10 protein-coding genes and 2 tRNA genes are annotated in these 17,154 nt (G+C 62.6%); 2 read left to right on the top strand and 10 right to left on the bottom strand.

Going from position 1 to position 17,154, the window contains the following annotated elements; translation table 11 throughout:
- Positions 1 to 756: 756 nt before the first annotated feature.
- The 10 genes from Q0248_RS05205 to Q0248_RS05160 form a co-directional block, all read right to left on the bottom strand.
- On the bottom strand, positions 757 to 2,190 hold the full coding sequence (locus tag Q0248_RS05205; protein WP_299320491.1) for an Mfa1 fimbrilin C-terminal domain-containing protein: 1,434 nt from the start codon (positions 2,188 to 2,190) through the stop codon (positions 757 to 759).
- A 93-nt stretch (positions 2,191 to 2,283) separates the two neighbouring features.
- Positions 2,284 to 3,531, bottom strand: coding sequence for a DUF1015 domain-containing protein (locus tag Q0248_RS05200; protein ID WP_299320488.1), 1,248 nt, complete (start codon positions 3,529 to 3,531; stop codon positions 2,284 to 2,286).
- A gap of 38 nt (positions 3,532 to 3,569) precedes the next feature.
- The gene (locus Q0248_RS05195) at positions 3,570 to 4,493 is read right to left on the bottom strand and encodes an NAD(P)-dependent oxidoreductase (protein ID WP_299320486.1); all 924 of its coding nucleotides are present in this window, start codon (positions 4,491 to 4,493) and stop codon (positions 3,570 to 3,572) included.
- 121 nt (positions 4,494 to 4,614) lie between these two features.
- On the bottom strand, positions 4,615 to 5,694 hold the full coding sequence (serC, locus tag Q0248_RS05190; protein WP_299320483.1) for a 3-phosphoserine/phosphohydroxythreonine transaminase: 1,080 nt from the start codon (positions 5,692 to 5,694) through the stop codon (positions 4,615 to 4,617).
- 337 nt (positions 5,695 to 6,031) lie between these two features.
- Positions 6,032 to 7,612: an arylsulfatase gene (locus Q0248_RS05185; RefSeq protein ID WP_299320481.1), complete on the bottom strand. Its 1,581-nt coding sequence runs from the start codon at positions 7,610 to 7,612 to the stop codon at positions 6,032 to 6,034.
- Between the two features lie 700 nt (positions 7,613 to 8,312).
- Positions 8,313 to 10,838, bottom strand: a complete 2,526-nt coding sequence (locus Q0248_RS05180) for a TonB-dependent siderophore receptor (protein ID WP_299320478.1) — start codon at positions 10,836 to 10,838, stop codon at positions 8,313 to 8,315.
- 554 nt (positions 10,839 to 11,392) lie between these two features.
- Positions 11,393 to 11,463, bottom strand: a tRNA-Gln gene (locus Q0248_RS05175).
- A 4-nt stretch (positions 11,464 to 11,467) separates the two neighbouring features.
- Positions 11,468 to 11,545, bottom strand: a tRNA-Val gene (locus Q0248_RS05170).
- A gap of 100 nt (positions 11,546 to 11,645) precedes the next feature.
- Positions 11,646 to 12,659 carry a DUF4249 family protein gene (locus Q0248_RS05165; RefSeq protein WP_299320475.1) on the bottom strand — a complete coding sequence of 338 codons (1,014 nt, stop codon included), beginning with the start codon at positions 12,657 to 12,659 and terminating at the stop codon, positions 11,646 to 11,648.
- Positions 12,660 to 12,671: 12 nt separating this feature from the next.
- Positions 12,672 to 15,062, bottom strand: a complete 2,391-nt coding sequence (locus Q0248_RS05160; RefSeq protein WP_299320473.1) for a TonB-dependent receptor — start codon at positions 15,060 to 15,062, stop codon at positions 12,672 to 12,674.
- A gap of 700 nt (positions 15,063 to 15,762) precedes the next feature.
- On the opposite strand from Q0248_RS05160, the gene Q0248_RS05155 reads away from it, so the two are divergent.
- Both Q0248_RS05155 and Q0248_RS05150 read left to right on the top strand, forming a co-directional pair.
- On the top strand, positions 15,763 to 16,341 hold the full coding sequence (locus tag Q0248_RS05155; protein WP_299320470.1) for a hypothetical protein: 579 nt from the start codon (positions 15,763 to 15,765) through the stop codon (positions 16,339 to 16,341).
- Positions 16,342 to 16,467: 126 nt separating this feature from the next.
- Positions 16,468 to 17,148: a MotA/TolQ/ExbB proton channel family protein gene (locus tag Q0248_RS05150; protein ID WP_249107421.1), complete on the top strand. Its 681-nt coding sequence runs from the start codon at positions 16,468 to 16,470 to the stop codon at positions 17,146 to 17,148.
- Positions 17,149 to 17,154 lie beyond the last annotated feature (6 nt).

Below are 17,154 nucleotides of genomic sequence, written 5' to 3'. Positions count from 1 at the left end.
CCAAGGAGACGATCAATGACATCCCATGCCTCCGAGCTACCAGTAAGGCTAATGGTAAGTCCATTGTCATCTGCGTCTCCGGTTTTATGAGCGGGACAATCAACGACACTAGAGGCACTATGACTATGCTTTGGACGAGTACGCTCTACTCAGGTGAATGCGACAGAGGGGTGACATTCCTTGAGTTGGGGAAGGAAACCTTCAACCCTGCAGTGGGGTATGGCTTCCGCTTCCTTGGCCTCCCTATCCGTCCCGTCCGTCCCTAGTCCGCCTCTTGGCTAAAAGCGCCCTACCCTACCCGCGCCGCGCCCTTCGCTCAGCTGAGGTCCGCGCCGCCCTAGAGCAATAATCCGCCGGCTCCATCCCCGATCGGGATGAGGCCGACGGCCTTAGTATAGAGCACTTCCCCCTGCTCCCTCGCACTTCGCTCCACCGCCCGAGGCGCTTCCCCCAGCTCCCTTGCGCTTCCCCCGCCTAGGGGGAGAGGCTCGCTGACCGATATCCCTCAGCGCGCTGAGGGACGTCCGTCAGCAGCGTGAGGGATAGCAGTCAGGGCGCTGATGGGTATCCCTCAGCAGCGGGAGGCCGAGCAGCTAGGAGGCGGAGGAAAGGCAGGGAGCTGCGTGCAGCGCCTGCCTGAGGCGGGCTGAGGGCATAAAAAGACGGGGCGGCACACCCAGGTAAGGGAGTGCCGCCCCGTGGCGTCTCAGGGTGGCGGAGGTGCGGAGGGAGTGCCGCAGCGGCGGCCTCAGCGGCCTAGAGCTCGACCTCGCTGCTATTGATAATGACGGACTGGACGGAGATAGCGCTGTGCTGCAGCCGCTCCTCCACCAGCAGGCTGCGCTCCTCGCTGAGCGCACGCGGCACGGCCATCCCAGGAGCCGAGATCTGCGTGACCTTGATCTGATATTCGTGCCCACGCACCAGCCCGTAGCGCCCCAGCGAGCTCATCGTCGGGGCGGCACTGTCGTCGTAGTGGCGGATGGGGATGTAGTAGTAGTTCAGCGCCTTGTGGTAGAAGGCGATCCCCTCACGCTCGAAGGCCTTCGCGAAGGAGCCCTCGGTGAGCTGCGCCCGCTCTACGGCCTCCCGCAGGGCTTCGCTGGGGAAGCTCTTATCCTTGAGCATCTTGAGGAAGTCACTTTGGCTATAGCGCTGCCCGCGGAAGCTCAGCCAGCCCTCCTCCTCGCCGAGCGCCAGGCCACTCGGGATATAGGCGTAGCGGTAGCAGACCGTGGGCACCAAGGCCGCCTGATAGCAGGAGGGCGGCAGCGTGCTCTCCTTGGCATAGATCTGCGTCTGGCGCTGCCAGCCAGCCTCCGTGCCGAGGGTCGCGGGAGCCTTGGCCCAGCTGCGCTCGGGGTCTAGATAGTGCTCGCTGCTGTAGTAGGCGAAGTAAGGTGCGAGCTCCGTCGGGGGCTTCACCGCCCAGCTGTCGTAGTGAGGCCCTTTGGGGTAGCGGTCCTTGGGATCGGAGCTGTCGTCGTAGCGCTCCATGCCGCCCGTCCTGAGGAGGGCCAGGGGACGCAGCGGGATGAGCTGACGGCGCTGTGCGGTGAGGAGATAGCCTGGGGCGGCCTTGCCCTTATGCGCCCCAGCACGCAGCTCGGGCTCGCCATAGACCAGGACGCGTGCCAGCAGCGGCTCAAGGGTAAGGGCTTGGGGCGTGGCACTGAGGTCGAACTGCGCCTTCGACACCTGCACCGCCCCGCGCGCATTGAGCATGGGCAGCGTCATGACTGAGCGCTCCCCGTAGAGCTGGGTCGTCGTGATGGCGAGCTCTTCACTGAGGGCGGCGAGCGGGCTGCCCTCCTGCGTCAGCGAGACGAGGGCGGGGACGGGATTGGCGATGACGATGAGCCGATAGTCCTCGATGGGGAGGCGGAGGGCGAGGTCCGCCAGCTCCGCCACGGACTGGATCTCCCGCTCACGGACGAGGGTCACGGCGTCCTGCTTCGCCCCGCCGTAGAAGACGAAGCGCAGGCGCGTGATCTGCTGCATGGGGTCTTCGCTCAGGCTAAGCCCCCGCAGCTGTATGGTGCGTGCTGGGGAGATACGGAGGTGGAGCGTGCCCTCTGCGGTGGGGCGTGGGTCGAAGCGATGGGAAGCGTTCTCGGGACGAGGGCTGTCGGCGCAGGAGCCGACGAAGCCGAGCGCTAGCAGGGCTAGCGCCAAGGAGCGTATACTCATGGTAGTAAGATGGAGGTAAGGGGGGTAGAGAAGTAAAAGCAGTAGCCCCCAGCCGCGATGTGCTAGGGGCTACGCTAAGGGAGGGACGAGCGGCTAGACCAGCTCGTGGATGATGAGACCGGAGCGGAGCTTAGGCTCGAACCACGTCGTCTTGGGTGGCATGATCGCCCCACTGTCGGCGATGTCGATCAGCTGCTTCATCGAGACGGGATAGAGCGCTAGGGCGAGCTTCATCTCACCGCTATCGACGCGCTTCTTCAGCTCCCCGAGGCCACGGATGCCACCGACGAAGTCGATGCGCTTGTCGGTGCGCAGATCCTTGATGCCCAGCAGTTCGTCGAGGATGAGCTGGGAGGAGATCGTGACGTCGAGTACGCCGATGGGGTCGTGGTCATCGTAGGTGCCGGGGCGCGCCGTCAGCGAGTACCAGTGGTCTCCGAGGTAGAGGGAGAAGTTGTGCAGCGCTGCGGGGTGGTAGATCTCCGTCCCCTTGTCCTCGACGATGAAGTGCTCCTCGAGGCGCTTCAGCAGCTCTTCCTTGCTTAGCCCATTGAGGTCCTTGACCACGCGGTTGTAGTCAATGATGGTGAGCTGATCGTCAGGGAAGCACACGGCCATGAAGTAGTTGTACTCCTCGTCCCCACGGTGATTGGGGTTCTGGCGACGCTTCTCATCCCCGACCAGGGCAGCAGCGGCAGAGCGGTGGTGACCGTCGGCGATGTAGAGGGCGGGCATCTCGGCGAAGAGCTCCGTGATGCGGGCGATGTCCTTCTTGTCATCGATGATCCAGAACTCGTGACCGAAGCCGTCCAGCGGCGCGATGAAGCTGTAGACGGGCTTGGCCGCCGTGTACTTGGCTACGATGGCGTTGATCTCGTCCTTGGCGGGGTAGGCGAAGAAGACCGGCTCGATATTGGCATTGTTCACGCGCACGTGCTTCATGCGGTCCTCCTCCTTATCCTTGCGTGTCAGCTCATGCTTCTTGATGACGCCCGTCATGTAGTCCTGGACAGCGGCGCAGACGACGAGGCCGTACTGCGTCTTGCCGTTCATCGTCTGGGCATAGACGTAGTAGTTCTCCTCGGGGTCCTGGACGAGCCAGCCCTTCTCGCGAAAGCGGCGGAAGTTCTCAGCAGCCTTAGCATAGACCGCCTCGTCATGCTCATCCGTGCCGACGGGGAAGTCGATCTCAGGGCGGATGATATGGTAGAGGGACATCTCGTTGCCCTCGGCCTCGGCACGAGCCTCCTCACTGTTGAGGACGTCGTAAGGGCGAGAGGCGACGCGCTCGACGAGCTCCTGGGGGGGACGTATGCCCCTGAATGGTTTGATGATCGCCATAGCTGTAGGTATCTAAGGGGTGTGTAAGGGCGGCGCGACTACTTGTTGAGGCGGAAGCGCTCGTTGCCCTCCTTGATGAAGCCCACGATCTGTCGGGCAGCGGCCAGCCCAGCGTTGGTATTGGCCTCAGCCGTCTGGGCACCCATCTTCTTGGGCGTGGAGAAGTAGCGCTCACCGAGGGCAGCCTCGTAGTCCTCGTGGGCTGCGGGACGGATGTCGGAGAGGAAGCGCAGGTCCTCACGCTCCTTGAGCAGCTCGAGCAGCTCGGGCTCGTTGATGATCTCCTTGCGGGCGGTGTTCACGAGGATACCCTTCTTGGGCAGCAGGCTAACCAGCTCGCGGCCGATGGAGCCCTTAGTCTCGGGCGTGGCGGGGATGTGCAGGGAGACGATGTCGCAGGTGGAGAAGAGCTCGCGCTGGCTAGCTACGGGGTGTACGCCCTCCTGCTGCATGACTTCGGCAGGCGTGAAGGGGTCGTAGGCGTAGATATCCATGCCGAAGCCCTTGGCGATGCGTGCGACGTTGCGCCCCGTATTGCCGTAGGCCAGGAGGCCCAGTTTCTTGTCCTTGAGCTCCGTGCCCGAGGCGCCGTTGAAGCGGTTGCGGACGGTGAAGAGCAGCAGGGCGAAGACGAGCTCAGCCACGGCATTGGCGTTCTGCCCTGGGGTGTTCATGACGCAGACACCATGGGCGGTAGCTGCCTCGAGGTCTACGTTGTCGTAGCCTGCGCCAGCACGCACGACGATCTTGAGCTGGGGGGCAGCGTCGAAGACCTCCTGGTCGATGATGTCGCTGCGGATGATGATGGCGTCGACATCAGCGACGGCAGCCAGCAGCTCGCTCTTGGCGCTGTACTTCTCGAGGAGGACGACCTCGAAGCCAGCCTCGCTGAGGATAGACTTGATCCCTGCTACGGCGGGGGCAGCAAAGGGCTTTTCGGTGGCAATAAGGACTCTAGACATAGTGTTGATGTAATGATGATGCGTGTCGTGTGGGATAGATATAGGTGCAGGCAGCCGCGCCTCGGAGCCCCCCGCTGTGGCGAGGAGCTCCGAGCGTAGTGCCTTGGTGGTAGCGGGGGGCTTACTTAGCGACCTTGCGCTCGAAGTCCTTCATCGTCTGGACGAAGTACTCAACGCTGCTCTTAGGCATAGCGTTGTAGAGCGAAGCGCGGAAGCCGCCTACGGAGCGGTGTCCCTTGAAGCTGACGAAGCCGCGAGCGGAGGCGAATTCGTAGAACTCCTTCTCCAGCTCCTGGTAGGCCTCGCTCATGACGAAGCACACGTTCATGATCGAGCGGTCCTCCGTATTGACCGTACCACGGAAGAGGGGGTTGCGGTCGATCTCGTCGTAGAGGATAGCGGCCTTCTCGAGGTTCATCTGCTCCAGTACCTTGACCCCACCGAGCTCCTTGTACCACTTCATCGTCTGCAGGGCGACGTATACGGGGAAGACGGGAGGCGTGTTGTACATCGAGTCCTTGTCGACGTGCGTGCGGTAGTCGAGCATCGTAGGCAGTGGACGATCTACGTGGCCGAGGGCGTCGCGACGTACGATGACGAAGGTAGCCCCTGCGGGTGCGATGTTCTTCTGCGCACCGCCATAGATGAGGTCGTACTTAGCGATATCTACCTCACGGGTGAAGATGTCGGAGGACATGTCCCCTACGAGGCGGACGTTGACGTCGGGATCGTAGCGCAGCTCGGTACCGTAGACGGTGTTATTGCTCGTCAGGTGGAGGTAGTCGATATCGCTAGGCACCTCGCCGGTGAGCCAGGGCTTGGGGTACCAGACGTAGTTGTCGGCCTTGGAGGAGAAGCTGACGACTTCGCCGAAGAGCTTAGCTTCCTTGGCAGCCTTGTTGGCCCAGGTACCAGAGTCGACGTAGGCCGCCTTGGTCTTCAGCAGGTTCATGGCTACCTGAGTGAACTGAAGGCTGGCGCCGCCCCCGAGGAAGAGCACTTCGTAGCCCTCAGGGATATCGAGCAGCTCCTTCATCAGACGGCGTGCCTCCTCCATCGTAGCGGTGAACTCCTTGCCACGGTGAGAGACTTCGAGGATAGACAGGCCAGTGCCTGCATAGTTAAGGACGGCAGCAGCTGCATCCTTGATCACGCTTTCGTCCAGGATGGAGGGTCCAGCGGAGAAATTGTGCTTCTTCATAAGAGCAGATATTTAGTGATGAATAATAGGCTTGTACTTGGGGGCTCAGCCCTCAGCTCCCCATAGGGCGCACGGGGGCTAAACTCCTAGAGCAAAGGTATTAAAAAAACATACATCAGACGACGCACCGTAGACATTCGCTGGGGGCAGGGCTAAGGGGCGTTCTAAGGCGCTCGGGCTAAGGATCTTAAAAGACTTACGGATGGCCCAGCTCCGAGCCTCAGCGGGCCTGTGGCGAGGCTCGGGTCGTCGCGCGGGTCTGTTAGAATGCTAAGGTTTGCCCCGACCTAAGCCCCAAAGAGCTGCGCAAAGCGAGGCAAATCGTCTCATCCCCGTGCTACTCCTTGCCCGCGCGGATGCGCTGCTCGAGCTGCTGGAAGCGGCGCACGAGCTCGGGGTGCTTGTCGGCCACATTGTGCCGCTCCTCGGGGTCGTGCTTCAGGTCGTAGAGCTGCGGGGTGGGCAGGTAGCCCGTCTCGATCTTGGGCCCCCAGGTGATCATCGGCCCGTGTGTGGAGGGGGCGATGTACTTCCAGCGCTCGTCGCGTAGGCCCAGCGTCTTGTCGGCCGCCTGCTGGAGGATCCAGGGACGGCTCTGACGGCTCTGCCCGAGCCATACCGCCAGCTGATCACGGCTGTCGGGAGCGGCCTCGGCGGGGAGCTGGACGCCGAGTAGGGCAGCGAAGGAGGCCAGCCAGTCGGCCTGTGTCACCAGCGCCTCACTGCTGCGCCCCGCACGGACGACGCCTGGCCAGCGGACGATGGCGGGGATGCGCGTACCGCCCTCGAAGGCGCTGTACTTATACCCGCGGTAGCGCCCGGAAGGGTTGTGCCCTCCGAGGAGCTCCTCGGCGCGGTCGTCATAGCCGTCGTCGATGACGCCGCCATTATCGCTGGAGAGGACTACCAGCGTATTATCCGCGATCCCGAGGCTATCCAGGGCGCGCAGCACCTCTCCTACCGACCAGTCGAATTGTACGATGGCATCCCCACGTAGCCCCATACTGCTCTGACCGCGGAAGCGCGGGTGGGGGAAGCGCGGTACGTGGACGTCGTTGGTGGCGAGGTAGACGAAGAAGGGCTCCGCACGCTGGCTCTGCTCACGGATGAAGTCGATGGCGTGCCGCGTGATGGAGTCGGCGATGTTCTCATCCTTCCAGAGCGCCTTGCCTCCGCCCTTCATATAGCCGATGCGGCCGATACCGTTGACGATAGACATATCGTGCCCGTGGCTGGAGCGTAGGTTGTAGAGGAGCTCGGGGTGGGTACGCCCTGTGGGCTCGCCCGCGAAGTTCTGACGATAGTTCACCTCAATGGGCGCCGTGGGGTCGTAGTCCGCCACGCGCCCGTTGTGCATGAAGACGCAGGGTACACGGTCGGCAGTGGCCGCCATGATGTAGGACTCGTCGAAGCCCAGATCCACGAGCCCCGGCGTGACGAGGCCGTTCCAGTCCTGCGTCCCCGTCTTGTCCCCCAGCCCCAGATGCCACTTGCCGAAGGCCGCCGTACGGTAGCCCGCGGCCTTGAAGAGGTCGGCCATCGTGTACTGCTCGGGGCGGATGATCATGCCCGCATTGCCTGGGGCGACATCCGTGCCCGCTCGTCGCCAAGCGTACTGCCCCGTCAGCATACCGTAGCGCGAGGGCGTGCTGGTGGCGGCTGCGGCATAGGCGTTGGTCAGGCGTAGCCCTTGGCTGGCGAGGCGGTCGATGTGGGGCGTCTTGACATTCCGAGCGCCGTAGCAGCCGAGGTCGGCATAGCCGAGGTCGTCGGCGTAGATGATGAGGACGTTGGGGCGTGTGGTGGGGAGCTTGGCCTTCGTCCCAGGGGCGGCGGGCTGGGCGCTGGCCGTAAGGGGGAGCGCTGCTGAGGCGGCCAAGAGGCGACCGAGGCGGAGGGCTTGTGTTTCGCTGAGCATGATGGTGTCTGATTACTAGTACAAAGGTACTAAGTCTCGGGGCTCGCTGTGCAGCCTCAAGGCGGCTCGGGATGCGCTGAGCTGCTGCGACTCGCCCGCCTAAGGAGGCGCCGTGCTGACCTCCCCCCTATATATAAGGAGTATAAGGTGCCCGATCGTACCGCCCGCAAGGCAAAGGTAGACCTTTCCTCGGCGCAGCTTCCCCAGCGCTGGGGCGGCATCCCGAGGCCCTCCTACCCAAGAGAAGAGCGCTAGCCCCTGCTCGAGCTAGCGCCGAAGGTATTGAGGATGGGCACGCCCTCCCTAAGCTCGCAGCGCAGGAGCTCCTCGAAGCTCCGACCCCTAGGAGCTATAGCCCGCTCATGCCGCCTAAGCCAAGGTAAAGATACATAATTGCTCCGCGCGCGAGGCGCTGCAGCCTAAGGGGGGGGCGGGGCTGAGGGATATCCCTCACGCGGCTGACTGCCGTCCCTCAGCGTCCCGATGGATATCTGTCAGCACCCTCACTGATACCCCTCAGCGAGCTCCGAGGCTGAGGGCAGTACGGCGGGAGGCTGGAGCGGACTGCTCGGGGTAGGCTTCGTGCCCCTCCAGCCCTTAGCCTAAGGACAAGAATAGGACAAGGGTCAGCCCAGTCCCTTAGAGGAGCTTAGGCTGACCCTTGCCGTTCTGCTGACCTCGTCAGAGGCGAGCGGTCGTGCTAGAAGCGGTAGGTCGCGCTGAGCTTCAGCGAGCGTGGCGCCCCTGGGAAGGAGCGCAGCTTGTCGTAGCCCGAGATGAAGTAGCGCTTGTCGAGGAGGTTGTCCAGATTGAGCTGCAGCTGCAGGTCACGTACCTTGTAGTAGAGGGCGGCGTTCACGAGGGCGTAGCCTGGGTAGCTGATGGCATAGGCACGGCGGCCGACTTGCCCCAGTCGCTCAGAGACCCCATGCACCCCGAGGCCGAAGCCGAAGCCACGTAGGAGTCCCCGTGGGACGATGAACTTCGACCAAAGGCTACCCGAGTGGCGCGGCGTGCTCGGGCGCTGTAGCCCGAGGTCCTTCGTCCCTGCGGCGGCTTTGGTGATCTCGGCCTCGTTGAGGCCATAGCTGGCGGTGATGCTCCAGTAGGGCGTGAGCTGCCCCGCTACATCCAGCTCCAGACCGCGGCTGCGCTCCTCTCCGATGGGCACCATCAGGTCGGGCTGACCTGAGAGGCCAGCATTGTAGAGCGTATTGCGCTGCGTGAGGTGGTAGGCCGCGGCTGTCACGCTGAGGCGCCCGCCGAGGTATTCGCCCTTGGCGCCCAGCTCCCACAGCTCGCTCTCTACGGGGTCGAAGGGACCTCCCGCAGCAGGGTTGCTCTGCACGGCGACACTCTGTGGCTCGAAGCCGCGCAGCCAGGTCCCGTAGACGTTGGTGCTCGGGAGGAGGCTGTAGACGAGCCCTATGCGCGGCGTGAAGGCACGCTGCTCAGTGCGCTGCTGGGTGCCCTTGGCGTCCTTGACGACATCGGTGAACCACTCGTAGCGCAGTCCTAGGAGCAGCTGGAGACGCTGCCAGCTGAGCTGCTCCTGTAGGTAGAGGCCATGGGAATACTGCGTGGTGGGCTTGACGGTCTTGGACTCGTAGAGGTACTTGGAGATGTCCTGGTACTGGTTGCCCGAATTGCTGTTGAGGTCGAAGGCCGGGACGTTCGTCCGCGGGTTGCCGTCCTTGTCGAGGAGGTAGTCTGCGGCCTTCTTGGCATTGTAGCTCTTAGTCGTGCCGCCATTCTTGAGCAGGTAGCCGCCCGCTTCGATGTAGGACGAGTTGGGGAGCATATCGGTGCTGAAGTAGTCGTAGCCCAGGAGGAGCTTGTGCCTCAGCGCCCCTGTGTGGGTGTCCCAGGTGAGGTAGTTGTTGAAGCTATTGTTGCGGAAGGAGCGCAGGCGCTGCGTCACGCGCATCAGCACGCGGCTGGGGTCGTCGCTGCCATCGGCCTTCTTGACGAAGGCGTTGTCCTGCGAGTGCTCCAGCAGGTCCTCGTCGTAGGTGGAGTAGAGGTAGGTACTATTGAAGAGTAGCCCTGGGGCGAGCTGGTGGCTCAGAGAGAAGGTGAGGTTGGTCATCCGCTCGCGGAGGTAGTCGTTCGCCGCGGACTGCGTCGCGCTGATGGGGCGCGAGTCGAGCGCTCCGTCACCGAAGATCGCCAGGCCTCGGTCCAGCTTGCCCGAGCTAGCGCTATAGACGAGGTCCATCCCGAGCTGCGTGCGCTCGGAGAGGCGATAGGTCAGTGAGGGGGCGACGATATAGCTCGTCAGGCCCTGCAGGTCGCGGAAGCCGTCGGTGTCCTCATAGCCGAGGTTGAGGCGATAGAGGAGGCTCTTCTTATTGTTGAGCGGCCCCGTGAAGTCGCTATAGGCGCGCAGCGTGTGCCAGCTGCCCGTGGTGAGGCTCAGCGAGCGACGCTGTACCTCCAGCGGCTTCTTGGTCACGCGGTTGATGACGCCGCCTGGGGCTGCGTTCCCGAAGAGGGCCGAAGAGGGGCCCTTGATGACCTCGACGCGCTCGATATTGGCCAGTGAGGACTGGCGCCAGAGGCTCGTCTGGGTGCGCATGCCATTGATGAGGTTGCCCGAATTACGGTTGCCCGTAGCGCGGAAGCCACGGATGGAGAAGTCGTTGTAGAAGGAGTACTGATGGACGCCACTGATGTTGCGGACGACATCATTGACGGTCGTGGCACCTTGGTCGAGGACGAGCTCCTTGGTCACGTAGCCTATGGACTGAGGTACGTCCTTGAGGGCGGTGGCGGTCTTCGTCCCGACGAAGGAGAGGTTATTCTTATAGCTCTCGGCGCGGCGCCCTAGGACATCCACGGTGGGAAGGAGGTCCTCGCGCTCCTTGAGGGCAAAGTCTATATGCTGGTGCTGCTCGGGGCGGTCATCCTGCCCGAGGCTGATGATGCGCTCCTGGGGGTGGTACCCTAGGGCATGCACCACGAGGACGTACTGCCCTCGGGGGACGTCGGGTAGGAGGAAGAAGCCCGACCGTCCGCCCTGTACCTTCAGGGGGAGGCCCTTGATGCTGATGATGGTCTCGGGGATGGGACTGCCGTAGATATCGGTGATCTGACCGCGTAGGTCGTAGTGCCCGGGGCGCGGGCTATGTGCAGCCTGCGGCTCGGTGCCGCCTGCTGCCTGGGGCGTCTGGGCGGTGGCGAGGCTGCTCGCGGCCAGAAGCGCTAGGAGTACTGGGAGCTTCACTTAGGTGCTATCTAGAGTTATATACCTAGGGGCGGGCTGCGGCCTAGAGCCGCTACACACCCGCCTCTGTCTGCGCTGCAAAAGTACGCCAAAGCCTCGCCCGCCGTACGCTCAGCCCTGAATTTACCTAGATGTAGGGATAGTCGCCCGCCACTGTCCCCCTAGCCTTGGGGAGCTCCGAGCCTCCGCCCCGCTTGCAGACGGCCTCGCGGGGGCGCGGCTGACTGATATCCCTCAGGGGACGCATTGCCGTCCCTCAGCCGCCCCACTGATATCCCTCGCCGCCCTTCACTGATATCCCTCAGCACCCTAAGGAATATCCCTCAGCGCTCTGATAGATACCCATCAAGCTCCCGAGGAAGATCCCTCAGCACTCTGATAGATACCCGTCAAGCTCCTGAGGAAGGTCCCTCAGCGAGTCCCTAGGCTGAGGGTAGCACGGCGGGAGGCAGGGTAGGGCTGTGTCGCTCCTAGGCTCGGGACGCTGCTCGTAGGGGTAGCTGCATAAAACGACAGCGCGCATGAGTCGGAACTCATGCGCGCTGTGCCTCGTGTTGCCTCATAAGGACTCGAACCTTAACAAACAGGACCAGAATCTGTTGTGCTACCATTACACCATGAGGCAGTGTTGGTGAACCTTGGCGGACTCGAACCGCCGACCCCCACCCTGTCAAGGTGATGCTCTAAACCAACTGAGCTAAAGATTCATCGCTGCAAAGGTAAGGCTTTTTTCCGAATTTGCAAATATCCCCTTGCAAGCTAAGTCGGACATCCAGGCCAACTTGCTGGAGACTAAAGCCTAAAGCGCTAGGGAAGCTGGCTCACGACGAGCACGCGATCCGCTGCGATCGAGACGAGGCCGACGCCAGTGGAGGTATTGGAGGGGAACTGCAGGGGCGTGGCCAGGAAGTTATCCTCCGAGTAATCGCCGGCCTCCAGCGTGTTGAGCTGCTTCATATAGAGGTAGGCCTCGCGGCTGATGGCTTGCAGCACGAGCTCGACACGAGGCGCTAGCTTCGGGTCGGGGCTCCCATAGCTCCCGCCCCAGCGAGCCAGCGGATAGTCGCTGTCGAACTCCAGCACGGCTTGCCCGCCCTGCATCAGGCGGTCGGAGAAGACCTGCGTCTTATTGCGCGCGGGACGTCCGACCAGCCCCCCGAGGTCGTCGTCCTTGCGCCCCTTAGGGATCACCTCGCCGTCATTGAGGATGAGGCTATTGTCCACATCGAGGGGAAGGTAGTCTATATGGTAGCGCAGCACACCCGCAGAGGTACGCCAGGGATGCACCACCTTCAGGGCGATGCGGTAGTAGTTGGTCTCGGCCACGGGGTCCCGCATCTCGACCCTCCAGTGCAGGGCGCCTCGCGTGGCGGACTGTCCCGAGCTGGAGGCTCGGCGGACGCTGGCGGTGAAGGGCTGCGGCTGGGCAGGGATCTCGAGCTCGGAGCTCACCTCGGCGCCGTCGCTGCGGTCGGTGGCTGTGATGCGCACACGATCGCCTGGAGCGAAGCTGAGGTCGGGGCGCAGCAGCCCCGCGGCGAGTCGTGCCGTCTGCGCGTAGCGCTCCTGGCCGTTGACCTCGACGCGGATGCCTGCCTCCAGTACGTAGTGGGCAGCGCCCTGACCTGTGCGCGTCAGCTGCAGCGCAGGGTATCCGGTGGAGGAGAGGAGCGAGCCGTAGAGCTGGCCGACGCTGGTGGAGGTGACGTAGTTGAGCGTCAGGCGGCGCTCGGCGCTCTTGGTGATGGGGAGCTCCTTGCGGCAGCTGGTCCCGAGGCTGAGTAGCACCAGCGTGCTGAGGAATATACGGTAGGGTGACATAGAGCGTAGGGGCTAGAACTTATAGGTATAGGACACGGAGGGTAGGATGGGTAGGATGCTGTACTGGTAGAGCTTGAGGCGGTACACATCCCCACTCCCGTTGCCCGCGACGCTGTAGTCGCGCGAGGGGATGACGAAGCTGGGGTTCTGCTGGTTGTAGGCGTTGTAGAGGCTGAAGTTCCAGATCGACTCGTGACCGCGTCGGGTGACGCGGCGCAGGTTGGCACTCAGGCTGAGGCGGTGTGTCACGGGCAGGCGGTAGTTATTGCGTCGCTCTACGAAGGGCGCCTCCGCGGTGATGTCCGAGCCCTCGGGACGAGCTAGAGACATGCGCTCCAGCGGTAGGGTGATGACGCCGCCGCTGAAGAGCTCCCAGGCTGCCGAGAGCTCGAAGCGCCGACTGAAGTGCTGCGTCACGACGAGGTTGAGGTGATGGCGACGGTCGTACTTGTAGGGGTACCAAGCGCCGCCGTTGATCTGCCCGTCCTCGTAGCGGCGCTGGCTATGCGCCCAGCTGTAGCTGAGCCAGCCCGTCGTGCGACCCAGCTGGCGCATCAGCATCAACTCGAGGCCGTAGGCACGCCCTTCGCCCTGAGTGACCTTCTCCTCCCAGCCTGCGGAGCTGCCGATGAAGCTCGCCCCGTCCTTATACTCCAGCACGTGGTGCATCTGCTTGTAGTAGCCCTCCAGCGAGAGCGACCAGCCAGGGAGCCCCGAGAAGCTCAGCCCGAGGCTCAGCTGGTCGGCATACATCGGGCGTATGCGCTTGGTCACGGGGACCCAGAGGTCGGAGGGGAGGGTAAGGGTGGAGGAGGTGAGCAGGTGCACGTGCTGTGCCATACGGGTGTAGCCAGCCTGCAGGAGCCAGTCGGGGTGCAGACGCCAGCCGAGGGCCAGGCGTGGCTGCAGCGAGAGGTACTGCTTGCCCTCAGTCACGTAGAGGCTGGTGCGCAGCCCAGCGTCTACCTGCAGCTGCCCCAGCTGACTGCGGCTCTCTAGGTAGGCCGAGAGGTCCTGGGCGGGCAGCACGCGTGCCTTGCCCAGCAGCTCGGGCAGGTCCTCGACCTCTACCTGCCCCCCACGCTCACTGCGAGAATAGGCGGACATCGCCTCGGGGCGGAAGCGGTGGTGGATGTAGTCGAGGCCGAAGCGCAGCTGCTGCCTATTGGAGTGGAAGTAATTGAGATGCCAGGCGGCCGAGAGGTCCTCGATGCCCGAGCGGTAGGCCGAGCGGCTCTGGTAGAGCTCCCGCTGCCGCTGCTCCTCACTCTGCATATCGATGTGGAAGCGGTAGCCCGTATAGGCTACCGAGAGGTCGCTATAGAGGCGGGGGGAGAAGACGTGGTTCCAGCGCAGCGCCCCGAGCGTATTCCCCCAGCGGAAGCTCCCCTTGCTGTCCTCCGTACGTGCATAGTCGGGCGAGGAGGAGAAGTGCTCTCGTACGTCCGACCAGAAGCGATCACGGCCGTTGTAGAAGCTCAGGAAGAGGCGGTCACGCTCGCTGAAGCGGTGCTGCAGCTTGGCGTAGAGGTCGTAGAAATAATAGCCACCGCGCTCGTCCTTGGGCATGAAGGCACGGGCCAGTAGATCGGCATAGCTTCGCCGCAGGGAGAGGTTGAAGGAGCTGCGTCCCTTGACGATGGGCCCCTCGACCTGTAGACGCGAGGAGATGAGCCCGAGCTGCAGCGCTCCGTGGTAGTGCTGTAGGTCGCCATCCTTGGTACGCACGTCGATGACGGAGGAGAGGCGACCGCCGTAGCGCGCGGGGAAGCTGCCCTTATACAGGTCCACCGTCTTCACCGCCTCGGGGGTAAAGACGGAGAAGAAGCCCATTAGATGGTCTACATTATATAAGGGGGCGCCGTCCAGCAGGATGAGGTTCTCGTCCGAACCGCCGCCACGCACATGGACGCCCGCACTGCCGTCGCTGCCCGACTGTACGCCAGGCATCAGCTGTAGGGCCTTCATCAGGTCGGCCTCACCCAGCAGGCTAGGTACCTTCTTGAGGATGTGCACGGGGGCCTGGAGGACGCCCAGCTTATCGAGGTTGAGCCGCTGACGCTCGGCCGTGATCACGACATCCTCCAGCTGACCCGTAGGACGCAGCTGCAGGCGAAGCGTCGTATCCCGCTCCAGCTGGATGCGGAGGCTGTAGGGCGCGTAGCCTAGGTAGCGGGCGCTGAGCTCGTGGGTCCCTACGGGCAGGCGTAGGCTGTAGAAGCCTTGGCTATTGCTCATCGTCCCCTGCCCAAGTGCTGGGGCGTAGACGCTGGCGCCGATGAGGGCCTCATGCGAAGTGGCGTCCTCGATGTAGCCGCTCACGGTGACGTAGCCCTGCTGGGCTGCTGCTGGGCTCGCACCGAGCCCCACGAGGAGGAGTAGAAGGGTAAAGAATTGCTTCATCTTATACTAATGGAGTGCCTTTCGAGCTCTCTGATGACGGTGTGTTACTGCTATCGCAGCCGCTTTGTACTGCTGTCGGTATCTGCTTGTATTACGAATAGAGCCCACTTGTATGGCGAATAGCGCCTCTTTGGCCTGCTGATGGTGTCTACTTGTACTACTTAATAAAGCCTAGTTTGATTAGCTCCTGCGCGGCCTCCAGCTCCCAGCCGAGTGCCACTGTGAGTACAAAAATACAGCTTTACCCTAGACCCTGTATTGCCCCCTCCCTTACTGCCCCAGCAAGCTAAATGCTGCCCCCCAACTAAGGATGGGCCCTACGCCAGCGAGCTGCCCGAAGAGCCTCAGCGCCCCTTAGCTATGTGCCTCAGCAGGCTCCCCTCTTTGCCCTACCACTCCGACGGATATCCCTCAGCCGTCTGACTGCTATCCCTCACGCTGCTGACGGACGTCCCTCAGCGGGCTGACTGATATCGGTCAGCGAGCCTCTCCCTATACCCGTGCCGAACTGCAGCCTATCCCTAGGCGTGGGCGCAGCTGTCGTGCGGTCGATGGGCAAGGGGATGGGCGTTCCTTTCATCGGATGATTCCTTACCTTTGCTTCTAGTCCCAGGAGGAGGCTCCGCAGTTCGTGCACCCAGGCGATTCGGCGGGCTGAGCAAGGCTAGCCCTAGCGGGGGGACGCATCGAAGGAAGCACTATGATACGATTAGCTACTGCCGCCATCTACAGACGTATAGGCCGACGGATACCCTATGCCCAGCATACGAAGTCCCTGATGCTCCTTTGCAAGGAGGAGCAGGGGCCTGACTATGATGTGGACGGAGGCCTCTCTCCAGACATCGAGCGCCAGATAGCAGAGCTTGTACTAGGCGAGGGGTGGCAGTGCTTTTATCCCATCACGCAGGAGTTCTCTCCCCATATCATTACTACCCCTGGTATCTGCGGCGAGCGCTCATTGATGGAGGATCTGAAGGACGAACTCCTAGCGTACCGCATGCTAGAGCGCAAGCAAGCTCTTTTGCAGAAGCACGGGAAGGAGCTGAAGACAACCTTTCCCGCCGCCCCCATCCTGCTCCACGCATACCTTGAGGAGAGCTACACCCAGGAGCTGATCACTGCCCTACGTAGTCGCGGTGGGAGGTTCTTCTTGACGGGCATTGAGTATCCGCAGCCTGGAGGCTTCCTCCTCTTCCCCTCAGAGGATGAGGCCCACTGGATCGAGAGGCTCTCCCCCATGATAGACGAGTTGCGCCTCAGGGACGTTTACTCGTTATAGGGCCATCAGCTTGGGGCTATCCTTGAGCTCGGAAAGGCCCTAGGGGCTATCGCTTTGCCGCTGAGGCATTCGGCGAATTCTCAGTATCTTTGCTTGATACTCAAACTCTAAATAAGAAACTATCACGTGGATACCACAGCAACAGCCGCACTGGCACAGACGCTGAGCGAGACCGCATCGACTCAGTCGCTCTCCATCCTTGACCTCGCTACCAAGGGCGGGTGGATCATGATCGTACTGCTTGTCCTCAGCCTCTTAGCGGTATACATCTTTGTCAGCAAGTTCATCCAGCTGCGCAAGGCCGGCGAGGAGGACAAGTACTTCGTCCAGCGCATCAAGGACTATGTCGTCGAGGGGAAGACGAGCTCCGCCATCAAGCTCTGCGAGGACACCGATACGCCCTATGCCCGCATGATCCACAAGGGGCTGCTGCGTATCGGCCGTCCTATGTCGGACATCCTGGTGATCGTGGAGAACGTCGGCAACGTCGAGGTCGGGCGCCTGGAGAAGGGTCTGCCCATCCTGGCGACCGTAGCCGCAGGGGCGCCGATGATCGGCTTCCTCGGGACGGTGACGGGGATGGTACGTGCCTTCTTCGATATGGCTAATGCTGGCTCGGGCGGCGTGGACGTCGCGCTGCTCTCGGGCGGGATCTACGAGGCCCTCGTGACAACCGTCGGGGGGCTCGTCGTAGGGATCATTGCCCTCTTTGCCTACAACTACCTCGTAGCCGAGCTGGACAAGGTCGTGGGCAAGATGGAGGCGAAGACCGTCGAATTCATGGACCTGCTGAATGAGGTCCACTAAGGCTGA

Origin of the sequence: uncultured Porphyromonas sp. (assembly GCF_938046015.1) — a bacterium.
In the GTDB taxonomy this organism is placed as follows: domain Bacteria; phylum Bacteroidota; class Bacteroidia; order Bacteroidales; family Porphyromonadaceae; genus Porphyromonas.
The sequence above is the reverse complement of the archived record's forward strand: the minus strand, read 5'-3'. Positions and strand labels throughout refer to the sequence as shown.

Bases quoted from the DNA above. Each gene is read 5' to 3' on its own strand.
- Q0248_RS05155 (WP_299320470.1), top strand. From the start codon at position 15,763: ATGATACGATTAGCTACTGCCGCCATCTACAGACGTATAGGCCGACGG.
- Q0248_RS05200 (WP_299320488.1), bottom strand. From the start codon at position 3,531: ATGGCGATCATCAAACCATTCAGGGGCATACGTCCCCCCCAGGAGCTC.
- Q0248_RS05195 (WP_299320486.1), bottom strand. From the start codon at position 4,493: ATGTCTAGAGTCCTTATTGCCACCGAAAAGCCCTTTGCTGCCCCCGCC.
- Q0248_RS05205 (WP_299320491.1), bottom strand. From the start codon at position 2,190: ATGAGTATACGCTCCTTGGCGCTAGCCCTGCTAGCGCTCGGCTTCGTC.
- Q0248_RS05185 (WP_299320481.1), bottom strand. From the start codon at position 7,612: ATGCTCAGCGAAACACAAGCCCTCCGCCTCGGTCGCCTCTTGGCCGCC.
- Q0248_RS05165 (WP_299320475.1), bottom strand. From the start codon at position 12,659: ATGTCACCCTACCGTATATTCCTCAGCACGCTGGTGCTACTCAGCCTC.
- Q0248_RS05160 (WP_299320473.1), bottom strand. From the start codon at position 15,062: ATGAAGCAATTCTTTACCCTTCTACTCCTCCTCGTGGGGCTCGGTGCG.
- serC (WP_299320483.1), bottom strand. From the start codon at position 5,694: ATGAAGAAGCACAATTTCTCCGCTGGACCCTCCATCCTGGACGAAAGC.